Origin of the sequence: Kribbella sp. NPDC051718 (assembly GCF_040681515.1) — a bacterium.
Taxonomy (GTDB): Bacteria; Actinomycetota; Actinomycetes; order Propionibacteriales; family Kribbellaceae; genus Kribbella.
Genome location: NZ_JBFAYZ010000003.1, coordinates 90,664 through 109,508 on the forward strand (window position 1 = coordinate 90,664; position 18,845 = coordinate 109,508).

Genomic DNA, 18,845 nt, shown 5'->3' on the forward strand with positions numbered 1-18,845 from the left:
TCAGGCGGCGGCGACGGTTCGGGCCGCCGAGGAGCGGGCGACGATGCGCTTGGCGACGTACTCGGCGTCCCGGCCGACGCCGGGCAGGGTCATCGAGGTGAAGGCGTACTGGAAGCACAGGCCGCAGAAGAACAGGCCGGGCGCGTTCTCGGCGACGCCACGCATCTCCTCGGGCCAGCCGTCCGCGCCGATCACCGGCGCCTTGATCCAGTCGAACACCTGCCGGAATCCGGTGCACCAGACGACGTTCGCGACGTCCATCACCCGGCCGTCGTCGAGTACCGGCCGGCCGTCCTGGACCCCGGTGACCCGGTTGTGCACCCGCTCGACGCCACGCTCGAGCAAGTCCTCCCGCTTGACCCTGAGCATCGGGCCGCCGTGGTACCGGATCTCGTGCAGCTCCTTGCGCCCCATCGGCGTCCGGCGAGTGATCAGGTGCTTGCCGAGGAAGAGGAAGACCGGGAAGAAGATCCGGGCCCCCTTCTTCTCCAGCCGGACCGGGATCTGGCCCGGATCACGGCCGGCCAGCACGGTCGGATGGGTGCTGACCACCTCGTACGCGATGTCGGTACCCGAGTGCGAGCCGCCGACGACCAGGACCGGGCCGTCCTTGAGTTGCTCCGGTCGGCGGTACTCGCTGGAGTGGAGTTGCCGGATCGCCGGGTCGAGGTCGACGGCGAAGTCGGGCAGGTACGGCGTTCGCCCGAAGGTGCCGGTGGCAACCACCACGTTGGCGGCAAGGATCCGCCGGTCGCCCGTGGTCAGGGCGTAGCCGCCGTCGTCCAGCGGCTCGAGCCGGTCCACCGTCGTCCTGGTGCGGACCGGCAGCTCGAAGTGGGCGGCGTACGACTCCAGGTAGTCGGCGACCTCGTCTTTGGTCGGGTAGGACCACTTGCTGCCGGGGAAGGGCAGTCCTGGCAGTCCGTCGTACTTCCTCGGGGTGAAGAGGCGCAGTGAGTCCCACTGCGCCCGCCAGTTGTCACCCACCCGGGCGTTGCCGTCGAGGATGACGAACGGCCGGCCCCGCTTCCGCAGGTGGTACCCGGTCGACAGCCCGGCCTGGCCGGCTCCGATGATGACGGTCTCGATGCTCTCGGTGATCATGCGAGTCTCCGCTCGTTCTGCAGCGCGCCGCGCGGCCGTGACCTGTAGCGAAGGCACCACAGCAGCATCAGTCCGGTCGTCACGACGTAGAAGCCGTGCAGGGCCCAGATCGGCCCCACCGGCAGGTGCACCACGTAGATGCAGTGGACGGCGTTGCCGATGTTGGCGAGCACGAGATTCGCCAGGCTGTACGACGAGAGATCCTTCGTCCGAGCCGCCTTCAGCACCATCGGCAGCGTGCTCGACGCGAACAGGAGGGTCGATACCGTCCCCGCGAGAAGAGCAATGCCTGCGCCAGTCATGTCACCGAAGGTATGAGCGCGGCGCTGCCGGCCGCGTCGGTCGCAATACCCAACTGCATCCGGGCGGTACTACGTACTTTCTCGTACACCGCGAAGGGCCGCCCACCGGATCGGTGGACGGCCCTACGTCAGGTACTCCGTCAGGCGCCGGCGCCCTCTTGCTTCACTCCGGCTACCGCGGTCGGGTCCTCGATGCGGTACTTGCGGGCCGCCTCCGCCGCGACCTCGCGCTTGACGTCGCCGCGCTTGGCCAGGATCTCCAGGGTGGCGACGACGATGGACTCGGCGTCGACGTGGAAGTGGCGGCGGGCGGCGGCGCGGGTGTCGGCCAGGCCCCAGCCGTCGGTGCCCAGCGACGTGTAGTCGTTCGGCACCCAGCGGGAGATCTGGTCCTGGACCGCGCGCATGAAGTCGCTGACCGCGACGACCGGGCCCTTGGTGTCCTTCAGCTGCTCGGTGATGAACGGGACGCGCTCGTCCTCGTCCGGGTGCAGCAGGTTGTGCTCCTCCGCGGCGATCGCGTCGCGGCGCAGCTCGTTCCACGACGTCACCGACCAGATGTCGGCGGCCACCGAGTACTCCTCGGCGAGGATCTGCTGGGCCTTGCGGACCCACGGCAGCGCGACACCCGAGCCGAGCAGCTGGACCCGCGGTACGTCGTCGCCCGAGGCCGTCTGGTACTCCTCGAAGCGGTACATGCCCTTGAGCAGGCCCGCGACGTCGAGATCCTTCGGCTCGGCCGGCTGCGCGACCGGCTCGTTGTAGACGGTCAGGTAGTAGAAGACGTCCTCGCCGTACGGCTTGTCCTTGTCCAGCCCGTAGCCGTACATCCGGCGCAGGCCGTCCTTGACGATGTGCGCGACCTCGTAGGCGAACGCCGGGTCGTAGTGCACGGCCGCCGGGTTCGACGACGCGAGCAGCGGCGAGTGGCCGTCCGCGTGCTGCAGACCTTCACCCGTCAGCGTCGTCCGGCCCGCGGTGGCGCCGATCAGGAAGCCGCGGCCGAGCTGGTCGCCGAGCGCCCAGAGCTGGTCGCCGGTGCGCTGGAACCCGAACATCGAGTAGAAGATGTAGAACGGGATCATCGGCTCGCCGTGCGTCGCGTACGCCGTACCGGCGGCGATCATCGAGCCCATCGCCCCGGCCTCGCTGATGCCCTCGTGCAGCAGCTGACCCTTCTCGGACTCCTTGTAGGCGAGCAGCAGGGCGCGGTCGACCGCCTCGTACGTCTGCCCGTGCGGCGAGTAGATCTTCGCCGTCGGGAACATCGAGTCCATTCCGAAGGTCCGGTACTCGTCGGGGGCGATCGGGACGATCCGGTGCCCGATCTCCGGGTCCTTCATCAGGTCGCGGAACAACCGGACGAGCGCCATCGTGGTCGCCACCGGCGACTTCTCGTTGCCCTTGGCAAGCGGCTTGTAGACGTCGTCACCAGGCAGCTTCAGCGTCTTCGGCCGGACCCGCCGCTCGGGCAGGAAGCCGCCGAGCTGGGAGCGCCGCTCCATCATGTACTGGTACTCCGGGGAGTCCTTGCCCGGGTGGAAGTACGGCGGGTTGTAGGCGTCCTCGAGGTCCTTGTCCTCGATCGGCAGGTAGAGCCGGTCGCGGAAGGTCTTCAGGTCGTCGGAGGTGAGCTTCTTCATCTGGTGGGTCGCGTTGCGGCCCTCCAGCGCCTCGATCGTCCAGCCCTTGACGGTCTGGGCCAGGATGACGGTCGGCTGGCCGACGTGCTCCTTGGCGCTCTTGAAGGCCGCGTAGACCTTGCGGTAGTCGTGCCCGCCGCGGGGCAGCTTGCGCAGGTCCTCGTCGGACAGGTTCCGGACCATCGCCTGCAGCCGCTGGTCGCCGCCGAAGAAGTTGTTCCGGATGTACTCGCCGGACTCGACCGAGTAGGTCTGGAACTGGCCGTCCGGGGTGGTGTTCATCTTGTTCACCAGGGCGCCGTCGTGGTCCTGCGCGAGCAGCGCGTCCCACTCCCGGCCCCAGACCACCTTGATGACGTTCCAGCCGGCGCCACGGAAGTACGCCTCGAGCTCCTGGATCACCTTGCCGTTGCCGCGGACCGGGCCGTCCAGCTGCTGCAGGTTGCAGTTGACCACGAAGGTCAGGTTGTCGAGCTCCTCGCGGGCGGCCAGGCCGATCGCGCCGAGCGACTCCGGCTCGCCCATCTCGCCGTCACCGAGGAACGTCCAGACGTGCTGGTCGCTGGTGTCCTTGATGCCGCGGTTGTGCAGGTACCGGTTGAAGCGCGCCTGGTAGATCGAGTCCAGCGCCGCCAGACCCATCGAGACCGTCGGGTACTCCCAGAAGTCGGGCATCAACCGGGGGTGCGGATACGACGACAGGCCCTGGTGCGGGCCGCGGGAGACCTCCTGGCGGAACCCGTCCAGCTGGTCGGCGGTCAGCCGGCCCTCGAGGAAGGCGCGGGCGTACATACCGGGGGAGGCGTGGCCCTGGATGAAGACCTGGTCGCCACCGCCCGGGTGGTCCTTGCCCCGGAAGAAGTGGTTGAAGCCGACCTCGTACAGGCTGGCCGCCGACTGGTAGGTGGCGATGTGGCCGCCGACCTCCAGGCCCTTGCGGTTGGCCTTGCTCACCATCACGGCGGCGTTCCACCGGATGAAGGCCCGGATCCGCCGCTCGATGTGCTCGTCGCCGGGGAACCACGGCTCCTTCTCGGGCGGGATCGAGTTGATGTAGTCCGTGCTCCGCAGCGCGGGCACCCCCACCTGTCGCTCCCGGGCCCGCTCGATCAGCTTGAGCATCAGGTAGCGCGCTCGCGCCTTGCCGCGTTCGTCCAGCACGGCGTCGAGCGACTCGACCCACTCGCGGGTCTCGTCGGGGTCGATGTCGGGGAGCTGGGTGGGCATCCCCTCGGTGATGATGGCTGGTGGTTCGTGTCCGGAAGCCACGGGTGTCCTGCCTGTCTGTCTAGTCGGTCCTACTCCAGTGCTGAGTGATCGGAGCACTGGTAATCCTGTCACCTGACCGGAATGCGTTCTACTTCGCATCCACAACCCCGGCCAATCTCGCCTGGAAGGGTGGGTTCCCACCGGACACGCACCGTGTCCGACATGCGGATACCGGACACGTCACGGAACCCTCGTGCATACTTGCGCGACGCGGTAGGCCACGATGGACTACTGCTACTGACGCCTACCCCCGGCCACCGGGGACGACGGAGGAGGACACGTGAGCGCGACCGCGGACCACGCGGACGGCAAGAGCGGCGAGCCGAACATGGCGAGCCGGCTCGGCTTCGAGAGCGGCACGGTCGTGCTGGAGCTCGGCTACGACGACGACTGTGACGACGCCTTCCGCGACGCCATCGTGGAACTGACCGGCGAGGAATTCACCGGCGACGAACCGGACGACGCAGTCGATGTCGTCCTGCTCTGGTTCCGTGACGAAGACGGGGACCTGGTCGACGCCCTGTTCGAGACGCTGACCGACCTGAAGGCCGGCGGAGCCGTCTGGCTGATGACCCCCAAGGTGGGCCGGGAGGGCTACGTCGACGCGGCGGACATCGCCGAGGCGGCGCCGACGGCGGGGATGCAGACGACCAGCAGCCTGAGCGCGACCCCGGACTGGTCGGCGACGAAGTTGGTGCTGCCGAAGTCGCCCAAGGTCAGGAAGTGATTTCTCGGTGACTGGCGTCGTCCCTCGGGTCGGCGACCAGGCACCGGACTTCACCGCCCGGAACCAGCACGGCGAGCAGTTCCGGCTCTCGGAGTACCGGGGCCGGCGCGACGTCGTCCTGGTGTTCTATCCGTATGCCTTCAGCAGGGTGTGCACGAGCGAGCTCGGCGCGCTCCGCGACCGGCCCGAACTGCTGGCCGGCGCGGAGTTCGTGGGGATCTCGTGCGACCCGATGTTCACGCTGCGCGCGTACGCCGAGGCGGAACGGCTGGAGTTCGGGCTGCTCAGCGACTTCTGGCCGCACGGCGCGATCGCCGCGGAGTACGGGGTGTTCGACGCCGACCGGGGCTGCGCACTGCGCGGGACCTTCGTGGTCGACCAGACCGGCCTGGTGCGGTGGTCCGTGGTCAACGAGATCGGCGAGGCCCGTGATCCGGCGGAGTATGCGGAGGCCTTGGCAAGTCTTCGCCCCGATCTCGGATAGACTTCCCGCTCGGCCTTTTCGAAGGCTCGTAGAGGGCGCTTAGCTCAGCGGTAGAGCGCTTCCCTTACAAGGAAGATGTCGGGGGTTCGATCCCCTCAGCGCCCACCTCTCACCCCTGCTGACTTTCTTAACAGTCAGCTGCCGGAACTGCTTCGGCCAGGTCACATTTCGGCTGGTAAGGTTCCCGTTCGTCGGCTCACGCGATGACGCACCGGGACCACTCGGTCACCGCCTCGGGCGATGTCGGCAACGGGGCTTTTCTGTCGATACCAGCGAGACGGGCATGCCCTGAGCCCGGCTCCGTCCAGTTGGGGAGGCACGTGTCCGTGGGTCGCCAACTGACTGGCGCCTCTGTGCTCCCCGGTGTGGCTGTGGGGCTGGTGCGATGAGGAGCGGTATGGACCGGCCGGCGATCAGTACGGGGCCGGCGCTGATGATCCCGGCGGGCTACCCGCGCGATCTGCCCAGCGCCCTGCTGCGGGCCGCCCGCGACTTCGGCACGGCCGGCGTGGTCGAGATCGGCCCGGATGGTCGCGAGACGCGGCTCGACTTCCCGACGCTGCTCGAGCTGGCTGCGCGGATACTGGCCGGCTTGCGCGCCAACGGTGTACGGGCCGGTGATCCGGCTGTGGTGCATTGCACTGAGCCGGTGGGGTTCTTCGCGGCGTTCTGGGCGTGCACGTTGGGTGGCATCCGGCCGCTGCTGATGTCGCCGTCGCCGGAGGGTGACACCACGGAGGAGGGCCGCGAGCGGCTCCGCAAGGTCACTGATCTGCTCGGCTGGACCGTACTGATCGGGCGGCCGTCGGACCTGCCGAACGACCTCGGCTTGCCGGTGCTCGATCCCGATGCGCTGGCCGGGCATGAGCCGACCTCCGAGTTCCACCGGCCCGCGGCGGACGACGTCGCGGTACTGATGATGACGTCGGGGTCCAGCACCGGTACGCCGAAGATCATCCAGCTCACGCATCGCGGGCTGGTCGAGTTCGCCGCCGGTACGCCGGCGATGCTGCCGGTGCGACCGGGGCAGACGACGCTGAACTGGCTGCCGCTCGATCACAGCGGCGCGTTCCTGCTGTACCACCTGCTGCCTGTCTTCACCGGCTGCACCAACATCCACGTGGCGACCGACTGGGTGCTCGCGGATCCGCTGCGCTGGCTGGATTTGATGGACCAGCACCGGGTGAACCACTCTTGGTCGCCGAACTTCGGGTATCGGCTGGCGGCTGCGGCGATCGCCGGCGAGCCTGATCGGCACTGGGATCTGTCGGCGTTGCGCAGCCTGGTCAGTGGTGGCGAGCAGATCACTGTGCCGGTGGTGAGCGAGTTCCTGCGGCTGACGAATCGGTTCGGCGTCGTGCCGGAGACGTTCGTCGCGGCGTGGGGGATGACCGAGACGGTCACCGGGATCACCTTCGGGCGGCCGGGGCTCACGCCGAACGTGCATCGGGTGCGGATCTCGCAGACCGGCGTTGTGGAGTGGGTCGACCAGCGGACCAGCGCTGGGAAGGTAGCCGTCGCTCGGCCGGGGAAGGGGCGCACGGATGCGCCCGGCGTACTGAGTCTGGTGTCTGTGGGTGCGCCCGCTCCTGGGGCGACCGTGCGGATCGTCGGGCCCAACGGCGCGGTACTGCCGGAGGGACGGATCGGGCAGCTGCAGATCGCGTCCGCCCGGGTGACGCCGGGGTATCTCGGCAATCCCGATGCGGACCGGGCTGCTTTCCCTCAAGGCAACTGGCCGGCCCGCAAGTGGCTGGCGACGGGGGACCAGGGGTTCATCTCCGGCGGCCAGGTGGTCATCACCGGTCGCGACAGCGAACGGATCATCCTCAATGGGCAGACGTACTACGCCCATGAGCTCGAAGCGATCGCTGTAACCGCCCCCGGCGCCGTCGCCGGCCTGGTCGCCGCCTGCGGTGTCGCGGACGCTGCCCTAGGCACCGAACGCCTCCTGATCTTCTACGCCCTCTCCTCAGAGTCAGCCGAAGGCGTCGACGAGGCGATCCGCTCGATCATCCGCGGCCGCCTAGGCCTGGACGCCCGCGTCGTAGGCGTCCCGCGCCGCCACTTCCCAACCACCCCCGGCGGCAAAATCCTCCGCCCCCTGCTGAAGCAACGCTGGCTGGACAACACCCTGGAAACCGCCCCCGGCCCCTACGCGACGCCTCCCGTCGCGTCCCCCTACGGCGACCCCATCCGCCCAGGCTCCGTCCCCGCCTCTTCCCGCTACGACGACGAAGACGCCAGCGAACAAACCACCGAACTCCCCATCGTCCGCCTCGCCTGGCGCCGCAACCTCCAAGACTCCATCCCCACCCCGCCCCAACGCCCCACCCTAGGCGCCAACCGCCACCCCGCCCCCGAACCAGACGACCCCACCACCACCTCGGCAGCCGACGAGCAGACCAGCCCTCTCGACCAGCAGCCCGGCACCGCCGCCTCACTGCCCGGCACCGCCGACCCACTGACCGGCACTGCCGACCAACTGACCGGCACCGCCGACCCGCTCACCGGCACCCTCGACCAGCCAACCGGTACTGCGGCAGCGGACCCACTAGAAGCAGATCCATCGGCCACCACCGCCGACATCGACCCGCCAACCGATGCAACAGACGCCCTCCAGCCGACTCGCACATCGGACTCCCTCACCGGCCCCTCCGACCCCCTCTCCGACGGCCCTCGCGCCGACTCGGCAGCAGAAGCTACTGATACCGAGACCCTCACCCCAGGCACCCACGCCAACTCAGCCCCCGGCCCCCCCGCCACAGAACCGCCCGCTGAGCCCACCACCACGGAACCGCCCGCTGAGCCGACCACCACGGAACCGCCCGCGGTGCCCAACGCCACGGAGTCGCTGGCTGAATCCACCGCCACCGACCCACTGGCTGAGCCCACCGCTCCGGAGTCGCCCGCCAGCACCGCCGCCGACGCACGAAGCGCCGCCGGTACCGACGCACCCACCACCGCCGACGTACGGGCGAACACCGCAGGTACCGACCTACGGGCGAGCACCGCAGGTGCCGACGCACCCACCGCCGCCGACGGCGTAGAGACCGGCACGGCAGGTACCGGCGCACTCTCCAGCGACACCGGCACCGACGCACCGACCAGCACGGCAGGTGCCGATGCACGCACCACCGCCGCCGACCTACAGACCAGCAACGCAGGTACCGACGCACTTGTTGGCGCCGCTGACAGCGTGCCGCCTACGCGCGCCGACCTCCGCGGGGAAACCGCGGCCGGGTCGACAACAGATGCAGCCGCTGACGCACCTGCGGGCATCTCCCGCGCTGACTCGACCGCCAAACCCGGCGGCGCTGACCTGCTCGGCGGAACCGCAGCCGACTCGAGGGCGAAGGCAACTGCCGCCGACGCACCCGTCGATAACACCCGCGCCGACTCAACGGGTACTGAGCTGCTCGCCGATCCCACCGACGCGGAGCAGCCTGTCGGCCCGACCGATGCCGACGCCTCAACCGGTGCGCCCACAGAGCCAGTTGCTGACCCGGATACGAAGGCTGCTGCTCTCGCGGAGTCCGTCGACGCCCTCGCGGACGGCTCCGACGCATCCGTCGTCAGCACCGCCCGCTCAACCCCAGCCGGCTCGCCCACACCGTCAAGCGGAGACACACCCGCACTGACCACCCCGAGCGGCGCCGACACCAACACCTCCGACACGGCCACCGCCGAGACCTCCGACCCCGAGACCGCCGACGCGCCGGCCTCCGTTACGCCGGCTGGCGACGCGGCCGTCGCCACCGCCACTGCCGACACCGAGACCGTCGGCACCGACACCTCTGGCACCGCCACCGGAACCTCCGCCCAGGCCGCCGACGCCGACATCTCTGGCACCGCCACCGCCGAGACCTCCGCCTCCGGCACCTCCGGCACTGACACCGACACCTCCGAGACCGCTGGCATCGAGACCGGCGATGCCGAGACCGGCGATGCCGAGACCGGCGATGCCGAGACCGGCGATGCCGAGACCGGCGATGCCGAGACCGGCGATGCCGAGACCGGCGACGGCGATACCGGCGACGCGGATGCCGACGTGCCGGCGTCCGTTACCTCCGCTGATGACACGGCCGCCGCCACCACCGAGGCCGCTGGCACCGAGACCGGCGACACGGGCACCGCAGCCGAGGCCGCTGGCACCGAGATCGGCGACACCGGCGACGTGGACGGCGATGTACCGGCCTCTGTTGCCTTGGCTGATGGTGTGGGCGCCGGGCCGGGTGCGGAGGGTGTGCCTGCTGCTGGCTCGCGGTCGGCGATGGCGGAACTCGACGAGGAAACCACCCAGCTACCCATCATTCGGGTCTCCAAGAACTCCGCCGACGCTAAGCGGCGGCCGGCTGAGTCCGACAACCCCGGACAACAAGCTGCCAACTCCACCAACCCCCGAGCCGACAAAGCTCAACCAGCCGCGCCCATCAAGCCTGAGACCGGCGGTGGCGACGCAGCTGGTCCTGCCGAGCCGCGGACTGACCGTGTCGAGTCGGCTGCGCCGATAGCGGCTCAGGCGGACGGCGGTGAGTCGGGTGAGGTTGGCAAGGCGGAGGCCGGCGAACCTGCTGAGCTGACTGGATCGCAGGCTGAGGGCAGCGAGTCGGCTGGGGCCGCCGAGGCGGGGGCTGACCATGCCGAGTCGGCTGGGATGGCAGAGGTGTCGGCGGACGGTGCGTTGGCTGAGGTTGCCGAGGTGCGGGCCGGTGACAGTGTGTCTGCTGAGCCCGCAGCGGCGGGGGCGGGTGGCGTCGAGCTGTCCGAGGCCGAGGGCGCCGAGTTGCGGGTGGGTGACGGTGGGGCGGTCGAGGCTGCGGAGGGGCAGGTCGGTGGTGAAGGTGCTGAGCTGACCAGGGCACAGGCGGAAGGTGTCGAGTCGGCTGAGGGCGCCGAGGTACGGACCGAGGACAGCGGGGCTGCTGAGTCGCCTCAGTCGCAGGCTGACCGCAGCGGGCTGGCGGAGGTACAGGCAGGTGGTGCCGGGGCGGCTGAGGAGTTGTTGGCGAGTGCCTACGTGCGGATGCTGCCTGGAGCGGTGGATCGGAACGGTGCCCGCGCGGAGGCTGCCGAGGCAGTTCGTGCGGAGGCGTCGGCTGGTTCGGATCGCGACGTGGAGGCGGCAGGGCTGCGGGCTGCTGCTGAGTCTGGTGATGGTGAGGCAGGAGTTGCGGGCGCCGATGAGGTAGCTGAGGACCGCGAGTCGGTTGAGGTTGTGGAAGCCGCCGCGGAGATGTCCGGAGCTGAGGCGGTTGGCGCGCAGGGCGAGCAGTCGGGGGCGACAGCTGGGGAGGTCGCCGAGGTAGTTGTCGATGTCTTGGCTGCTCCGGTGAAGGGTGGGGAGCGGGCTCGGAAGGATGGGAAGGCTGCGGTTAAAGCCGGTGTGGTTGAGCCGGTGGCTGTGGTGGGGTTGGCGGGGCGGTTCCCGGGGGCCTCGTCGGTGGATGAGTTCTGGGAGAACTTGCTGGGTGGGGTGGAGAGTGTTCGGCGGTTCAGCGATGAGGAGCTGAAGGAAGCCGGGGGGAGTGACGCGTTCGGGGAGGAAGAGCTGGTTGCGGTCAGTGGGGCGCTGGATGATGTCGAGTTGTTCGACGCGGCGTTCTTCGGGCTGAGCGATCGGGAAGCCGAGCTGACGGATCCGGCGCAGCGGTTGTTCCTCGAGGTGTGTCAGCAGGCGTTGGAGCATGGCGGGTACGCCGGCGCATCAGGCCGGATCGGGATCTTCGCCGGCTCGGGGATGAACCTTTACACCCAGCAGAATCAGCCGCCGGACTACCTCGCGACCCGGGTGGCTTACCGGCTCGGGCTGACCGGCCCGGCGATCGGCGTACAGGCTGCTTGGTCTTCTTCGTTGGTGGCGGTTCACCTTGCCTGCCAGGCGTTGCGCAGTGGGGACGCGGATCTCGCGCTCGCCGGCGCCGCCGCGGTTCACGTGCCGCAGGCAACGGGTTACCACGCCAGCGCCCGCTCGATCCTGTCGCCGTCCGGCCACGTCCGCGCGTTCGACGAAAAGGCTGACGGGACCGTTGGCGGCAACGGCGTCGCGGCCGTGTTGCTCAAGCGGCTCGACCAGGCGGTTGCCGACGGCGACACCGTGTACGCCGTGATCAAGGGCTCCGCTGTCACCAACGACGGCGGCCAAGCCGGCCAGGTCGAGCTGGTCGAGCGCGCACTGGAGAAGTCCGGCGTACCGGCCGCGTCCATCAGCTACGTCGAGGCCAACGCCACCGGTACTGCGGAAGACGACACCGTCGAGTTCCACGCCCTCACCACGGCGCTCCGCAAGCACACCGACCAGGTCGGCTTCGTCACGATCGGCTCGGTGAAGCCCAACATCGGCCACCTCGACAGCGCCGCGGGTATGGCCGGCCTGATCAAGACCGTGCTGATGCTGCAGCACCGCACCCTCGTCCCAACCATCAACTACAGCAGGCCGAACCCAGCACTAGAGGTTGCCGACAGCCCCTTCGTCATCGGCACCGAGGTCAGCGACTGGGAGGCCGGTACGCCGCTCCGCGCAGGCGTCAGCGCACTCGACGCCAAGGGCACCAGTGCGCACGTCATCCTCGAAGAGGCCCCGCGCCAGATCCGCCGCGGCGAAGACGGCCCGGTCGTACTCCCGATCTCGGCCCCTGACCCGGCCGCACTCGCCGACCTGGCCGTCCTGTTCCGCACGGAGCTCGAAGAGGGCACCGGGCAACGACTCATCGACCTCGCCGGTACTGCGTCAATCGGCCGCCCAGCACATCGCCACCGCATCGCCGTGGCAGGCTCCTCCGAATCCGAGCTAGCCGAAGCCCTGGCAACGGCCGCCACCGCCGAGGTCCCACGCGGCGGCCCCGGCCCACTCGGCTTCGCGTTCACCGGCCAAGGCGCTGCCCGCCGCGGAATGGCGGCTGGCCTGGCAGTGCGTTTCCCCGTCTTCCGCGCAGTGCTCGACGAGTGCGACAAGGTCTACGAAGAGGAGGTCGGCGGCAGGCTCCTCGAGCTGCTCCTGACCCCGGCCGGCACCGACGACGGCGTCTGGCCGACCGAGACCGCTCAGCCCGCCCTCTTCGCGTTCGAACTGGCGCTCGCCCGCTTGTGGCAGTCCTTCGGAGTCCAGCCCGCGTTGGTGGTCGGCCACAGCGTCGGCGAGTACGCCGCGCTGTGCGTGGCCGGTGCGTTGTCCCTGGCCGATGGCGTGAAGTTGACCGCGCAGCGCGGCGTACTGATGCAGCGCGGAACTGTTCCCGGCGCGATGGTCGCCGTCCGGGCCGACGCCGATCGGGTCCGCGAGCTGGCACAGACGCCGGGCGTGGAGATTGCCGCGGGCAACGGTCCGCAGAACTTCGTACTGACCGGGTCCGAGGTGATCGTCGGGCAGCTGGCCGAGCAACTCGACCGGCTGGAGCTCAAGTGGCAGCGGCTCGATGTCGATCGCGCGTTCCACAGCTCGCTGGTCGATCCGATCCTGGCCGACTTCGCGAAGGTCGTCGCCCAGATCAAGCTCAAGCCGTTGCGGATGCCGATGGTGTCGAGCTGGTCCGGCGAGCTGCTGGAGAGCGGTACTGCGCTCGACGGCGACTACCTGGTCGGGCAGCTCCGGCAGCCGGTGCTGTTCGGTGATGCCGTCGAGGCGTTGACCGCAGCGGGTTGCCGGCGCTTCCTCGAGCTCGGGCCGGATGCAGTGTTGAGCCCGGCCGGCCGGCGGATCGCGCCGAACAGCACCTGGATCCCGACGCAGCGACTCGGGCAGGACGCGGTGCTGGCGACGATGAACGGGCTGGCCGAGCTGTACGAGCAGGGCACCGAGATCGCTTGGGCGAAGGTGTACCCGGAGAGCGGCCGGGTGCCGCTGCCGACGTACCCGTTCCGTCGGGTGCATCACCCGGTGGACGCCTCGGCGCGGCCGGTGGCGTTGGCGCAGCCGGCGGTGGTCGAGGATGAGCGTTCGATCGAGCGGAGTGGGGCGGCGCTGAAGCGCATCCCGCTGGATCCGCCGGACTCCAACGGTGTGGTCGTGCCGACGATCGAGGAAGTCGATCTGTCGCCGTTCGCGATTCCGGCCGAGGACGACCCGGATCGGCTCAGCACGCAGCCGATCGAGGTTACTGAGCCGCTGCCGGTCGTCGAGCAGGACGGAGCTGAGCTGGTTGCCACTTCGTACGTGCAGATGGTCCCGGCGATGGCGGTGGCTGGGCATGGTGGCGGCTCGGTGGATGCCAAGGCCGGCCCCGAGGAGTCGCTGGCAGACGCGGACGTTCCGGTCGGTGGGGCTCAGGTTCCTGAAAGCCCACCGGTGGCTTCTGCCGCTGATCTGTACCGGGACTCGCTGGAGGTTGTGCTCGATCTGACCGGGGAGCAGTTGGGGCTGGATCCGTACGACCTGACGGTGGACCATACGTTCGCCGAGCTGGGCGCGGACTCGTTGTCGATGCTGCGGGTGGTCGAGGAGGTCGGCCAGCGGTTCGACGTCGAGATCGCGGTCAGCGAACTCTTCGACGACCTCAACACCCCTCACAAGCTCGCCACGGCCGTTGCCTCCCGCAACCAACCGGACGGCGACGAGGTCGACCCACTCGACCTGCTCCGTCCCACCGACGCGCCGGCCGGCCAGCAGCCCGCAGAGAACGCAGACCCCCGTACTGCGCTCGCCGTGCTCGGCTCAGGCCTGGCCGAACTCGCGGCGAAGGTCGACGCCGCAGCCGCCGCAACCAGCGAAGCCGAGCTGCCTGGCTCGGGCATGGCCGCCCTCATGTCGCAGCAACTCCGCGTCGCCGGCCAGCTCGTCGACGGCGTCACCAAGCTCATGCACGAGCAACTCGCGCTGCTCAACGAGACGGCGCAGAAGCTCGAGACAGCGCAGCAGCTCCAGGCAAAGCAGAGCGCCGAGACTCCCGAAGTACCGAGTAAGCAGGACAAGGCCGAGGCCGAGAAAGCCAAGCGGGCAAGGGATCTGGAGTACTGGCAGACCGCCCTCGATGGCGCCCAGCCGCTCGTCCTCCCCACCGATCGCCCCCGCCCAGCCAGTGACGACGTGATCGGCACCGTCACCCACGAACTAAACTCGGAGATCGGCGACGCGGTCTTCGCGTTCAGCCGCGACCGTCGGGTCAGCCCGCTGATGACGATGCTCGCCGCCGTCGGCACCGTGCTCGGCCGGTTCGCCGACCAGGACGACCTCGTCATCGGCACCGCGGCCCTCCGCCGCCCCGGCGACACCACCCGCCAGCCGGCCCTCCCGCTCCGCCTCGACCTCACCGGCGAGCCCGACCTCGGCGACCTCGCTCAGCGCGTCCGCGAGATCACCACGACGGCTGTCGACCACTCGACGGCCGACCTCGGGACGCTCGAGCAGGACCCGCTCTTCCAGGTGCTGGTCGAGTTCGAGGCCGGCGAGGAAGAGCTCGCCCAGAGCCTCGACATCCGCTTCCGCCTCGCCTACCACGGCGGCGGCATCACCTGTACTGCGGACTACCGCGCCGGCTTGTTCGACCACCAGACCGTCAAGCGCCTGCTCGCGTACCTCGAAGCCGTCCTGCGCCGCGCGATCGAGGACCCGCGACTCCCGCTGCCCGACCTGATGCTGCCGATCGACGACGACAAGGTGATCCTGGCCGAGTTCGAGGGCGAGGCCCCGCAGACCGGCCCGGTCGGCCGGGTCCGCCGGGACGCCGTCGTCGCCGGTGAGCTCAGCGGCCTGCATACCCTCTTCGAGCAGCAGGTGGCCAGGACGCCGGACGCGATCGCGCTGATCCAGGGCGACCGCGAGATCTCGTACGCCGAGCTCGATCGCCGCTCGAACGCCGTCGCCTGGCAGCTCGTCGACCTCGGCGTGAAACCCGGCCAACTCGTCGCGGTACGGGTCGCCAGGGGAGCGGAGCTCGTCGTCGCAGTACTGGCCGTCCTGAAGTCGGGCGCCGCCTACCTGCCGCTGGATCCGGGCGTACCGGAGTCGCGCTGGGCCTTCATGACCGCGGACGCGGGCGCGGTCGCCCTGGTCGGCGATGACGCGGCCCTTGCCGACCGGCTCGGGCTGCGGCTGGTGCCGGTGGCGGCGGTCGACGGCGACACCCGGTCGAAGCAGGCCCCGCCGGTACGGGCCGCTGCCGACGACATCGCCTACTGCATCTACACGTCGGGCTCGACCGGCAACCCGAAGGGCGTCGCAGTACCGCATCGCGGCCCGGTCAATCTCATCCGGCACTACCTCCGTACCAGGCGATCGCTGCGCACCTTGCAGTGGACGTCCTTCGGCTTCGACGTCCACGTGCAGGAGATGTTCACCGCACTGGCTTCGGGCGCCGCACTGGTGCTGATCGGCGAGGACGACCGGTACGACCCGGACGCCGTCATCGCCGCGCTGAAAGATCACGGGGTCGAGCGGCTGTTCATGGCGTTCACGCCGCTGACCGCGCTGCTCGCCACGATGCGCAAGGTGCCCGAGTTGCCGGCGCTGCGCGAGATCGTCGCGGGTAGCGAGGCGATGGTCGTGACGCACAAGATCCGCGACTTCCTCGAGGCGCATCCGGAGTGCACGCTCTACAACGAGTACGGCCCGACCGAGGCGTCCGTGGTGACCACGATCCACCAGGTCGACCCGGACGAGGACCGGCCGTCCATCGGGCGACCGATCGACGGCGTGGTGGTGCGCCTGCTCGACGAGGCGCTCCGGCCGGTGCCGGTCGGTGCGATCGGTGAGATCCACCTCGGCGGCGTGGCCGTTGCCCAGGGCTACCTCGGGCGTCCGGACGAGACGGAGACCGCGTTCGTGAGCGATCCGGCGCATCCGGGCGGACGGTTGTACCGGAGCCGTGACCTCGGCCGCTGGCGTGCTGACGGTTCGCTGGACTACCTGGGTCGCGCTGACGACCAGGTGAAGATCCGCGGCCACCGGGTCGAGCCGGGGGAGACCGAGCACGTACTGGCCGACCTGCCCGGCGTGATCGACGCAGTGGTGGTCGCTTGCGCCGACCCGGCCGGCGACACCTGCTTGATCGGGTACGTCGTACTGGAGGACAGCGACCCAGCAGTACTGGCGAACCTTCTGCTGGAGCTCACCAAGGAACTGCCGATCTACCTGGTCCCGGCCGACCTGATCCCGGTCGAGGACCTGCCGCTGGACGCCAGCGGCAAGCTGGACCGCTCCCGGCTCCCCGAGCCCGAGTGGCTCAAGGGCAGCTGACCAGTACGTCAAAACCCCCACGCACTCCTCTGCGTGGGGGTTCTTTCGTTCCAGTGAAGTCGGTTCTGCACCGTGTACGGGGGTTTGTGTGCCCGGCGGCTACCCTCCCGCAACCTCCGGCCTACCGTCCGCGGTGCAGAACCCGCGCTCGATCCTCATCCCTCCTGAGGATCGACCGCACCTACCTCTGCTGCTCGCCGGCGCAGCAGCGCGTACGCGCTGATCACGCAGATGAGCAGGGAATAAACGGCCCAGACGGGTCCGACGTTGCCGAGCTCAGGTCCGTTCCCCCGGGATCCGAGTACGACGACGGCGGTGACCGCGACGAGCGCGATCAGTGGGCCGGTCCAGCCCAGCACGCCCATCCGCACCGGCTGCTCGGACTCGGACAGGTCGTCCGGTTCCGAGGCGGCGGAGATGGCGCGTCCCCGGAGGGACTCGTGCAGGGCGGCGACGCCGCACGCGGCGGCGACGTTCAGCAGCAGCAGGCGGCCGGCCACGTCGCCGAGCGCCACGCCACCCGGTCCGACCGTGCCGTACACGACGGCGTACAGGTCGACCGGGACGGTGGCCGCGGCGGCGAGCACGACGACGGTCTGGAACAGCCGCGGGCGGCGTACGGAGGTACGCAGCACGCCTTGGCTGACCGTCGTGGCGACCACGAGCGCGGTGAAGAAGAGTGCGAAGACGACGAGCACGGCAGCGTCCATCAGGACCTATTCCCTACGGTCGAGCGTTGCCCCGGACAACGCTGGTGGACGTGCGTGGATCGGTATCTCGGTGCCTGCGAGAGCGGCGAGGAGTCGCCTCCTCGCCGCCTACGCAAACGGTCAATCCCTGGCATGCAGGTCCCCCCTGATTGCCCTCGAACGGCGTGCCCCCACCCCGTCCATCCGTTGCATCGGAACAGCAGGGGTCGCCGTTACAAGGTTTTGGGCAATTGCGTAAAAAATGCGCAAATTTGCTCGGGAGACCCCTTTCCGCACGCCACATCTGTGTGTGAGGGGTCACCAACCGTCGATCGGACGGTTACCGTGGCGCCAACTGCCGGTGAACTACCGCAGCGCGCTCTCCGAGGGCGTGGCCGCGGGCAACAGATCCCAGCCGAGCCGGGCGGCGCCGATCAGGCCGGCGTTGTCGAGCTGGGCCGGCTGGACGGTCAGGTCGGTGACGAAGGGGAGCTGCGCGAGGCGCTTCACCCAGCGCTGTACCGGGTCGAACAACACCGGTCCCGCCTTGGCCACCCCGCCGCCGATCACGACGGTCGTAAGGTCAACGGTCACAGCGGTGGCAACGATGCCCGCCGCGAGCGCCTGCGCCCCGTCGTCGAACACCGCCAGGGCGATCCGGTCCCCGGCGGCGGCGTCCGCGGACAGTACCGCCGCGTCCACGTCCTCGGTGGTCCGCCAGCCGCGACGCTTGGCTCTGGCAACCATCCGCGGACCGCTCGCGTACGTCTCGACGCAACCATACGATCCGCACGCGCAGGCCTCGCCGTCGAGGTCGATCACGACGTGCCCGAGGTGGGCCGCGTTGCCGGACTGGCCGAGCAGCGGCCGCCCGTCGACCACGATGCCGGCGCCGACGCCGGTCGAGACGACGATCCCGAGCAGGCTGCCGACATCGCGCCCGGCGCCGGTCCAGAACTCCCCGAGCGCGAAGCAGTGCCCGTCCACGCCCAGCGTGACCGGTACGTCGCCGACCAGCGCGCGGACCCGGTCGACGAGCGGGAAGTTCCGCCAGCCGGCGATGTTCACCGGGGAGACGAGGCCGTGCTCCTGGTCCAGCGGACCGGCCGAACCGATCCCGACCGCGGCCGGCTCGGTGTCGCCCTTGACCCGGGCGATCAGCTCGCCGAGCGCGGCGAACACCTCGTCGGCGTCTCCGGGCGGCGTCGCGATCCGGTCCTTGGTGAGGATCTCCCCGTCGGCCGACACGATCGCGGCAGCCATCTTCGTGCCCCCGATGTCGATGCCGAGCACCGTCACTGGCTGGTCGGTCATGTTCCCCCTGTCAGTACCGGTGCGGATCGCGGGCTGGATCGGGAGACAACGTTATCTGTAACCGGCCAATCCGGCGAGAGGTTGTCGGTGCTAATCATCCATGATCCCGCAGGCCAGCGCTTGATTCATGCCAGGACATAGTC

Annotated in this window: 8 protein-coding genes and 1 tRNA gene; 4 read left to right on the forward strand and 5 right to left on the reverse strand. The window is 69.6% G+C overall.

Going from position 1 to position 18,845, the window contains the following annotated elements:
* The 3 genes from AB0M15_RS12100 to aceE all read right to left on the reverse strand — a co-directional run bounded on the left by AB0M15_RS12100 (position 1) and on the right by aceE (position 4,276).
* Positions 1 to 1,104 carry an NAD(P)-binding domain-containing protein gene (locus AB0M15_RS12100; protein ID WP_363816765.1) on the reverse strand — a complete coding sequence of 368 codons (1,104 nt, stop codon included), beginning with the start codon at positions 1,102 to 1,104 and terminating at the stop codon, positions 1 to 3.
* Positions 1,101 to 1,406 carry a hypothetical protein gene (locus AB0M15_RS12105; protein WP_363816767.1) on the reverse strand — a complete coding sequence of 102 codons (306 nt, stop codon included), beginning with the start codon at positions 1,404 to 1,406 and terminating at the stop codon, positions 1,101 to 1,103. The genes AB0M15_RS12100 and AB0M15_RS12105 overlap by 4 nt, the downstream gene beginning before the upstream one ends.
* A gap of 140 nt (positions 1,407 to 1,546) precedes the next feature.
* Positions 1,547 to 4,276 (reverse strand): pyruvate dehydrogenase (acetyl-transferring), homodimeric type, encoded by a 2,730-nt coding sequence (gene aceE / locus AB0M15_RS12110; protein ID WP_363818414.1) that lies wholly within the window; start codon positions 4,274 to 4,276, stop codon positions 1,547 to 1,549.
* A gap of 322 nt (positions 4,277 to 4,598) precedes the next feature.
* Here aceE and AB0M15_RS12115 point away from each other — a divergent pair, with 322 nt between their 5' ends.
* The 4 genes from AB0M15_RS12115 (at position 4,599) to AB0M15_RS12130 (ending at position 16,699) form a co-directional block, all read left to right on the forward strand.
* Entirely contained in the window at positions 4,599 to 5,045 is a 447-nt protein-coding gene (locus tag AB0M15_RS12115; RefSeq protein WP_363816769.1) for a DUF3052 domain-containing protein, read from the forward strand.
* 7 nt (positions 5,046 to 5,052) lie between these two features.
* A complete protein-coding gene (locus AB0M15_RS12120; RefSeq protein ID WP_363816771.1) occupies positions 5,053 to 5,529 on the forward strand; it encodes a peroxiredoxin in 477 nt (158 codons plus the stop codon).
* 33 nt (positions 5,530 to 5,562) lie between these two features.
* Positions 5,563 to 5,634: transfer RNA gene (locus tag AB0M15_RS12125), tRNA-Val, on the forward strand.
* A 292-nt stretch (positions 5,635 to 5,926) separates the two neighbouring features.
* Entirely contained in the window at positions 5,927 to 16,699 is a 10,773-nt protein-coding gene (locus tag AB0M15_RS12130) for an amino acid adenylation domain-containing protein (RefSeq protein ID WP_363816773.1), read from the forward strand.
* 155 nt (positions 16,700 to 16,854) lie between these two features.
* Here the strand turns inward: AB0M15_RS12130 and AB0M15_RS12135 are convergent, their stop codons facing one another.
* Both AB0M15_RS12135 and AB0M15_RS12140 read right to left on the reverse strand, forming a co-directional pair.
* Positions 16,855 to 17,409 (reverse strand): hypothetical protein, encoded by a 555-nt coding sequence (locus AB0M15_RS12135; protein ID WP_363816775.1) that lies wholly within the window; start codon positions 17,407 to 17,409, stop codon positions 16,855 to 16,857.
* Positions 17,410 to 17,754: 345 nt separating this feature from the next.
* The gene (locus AB0M15_RS12140) at positions 17,755 to 18,702 is read right to left on the reverse strand and encodes an ROK family protein (protein ID WP_363816777.1); all 948 of its coding nucleotides are present in this window, start codon (positions 18,700 to 18,702) and stop codon (positions 17,755 to 17,757) included.
* Positions 18,703 to 18,845: the final 143 nt, after the last annotated feature.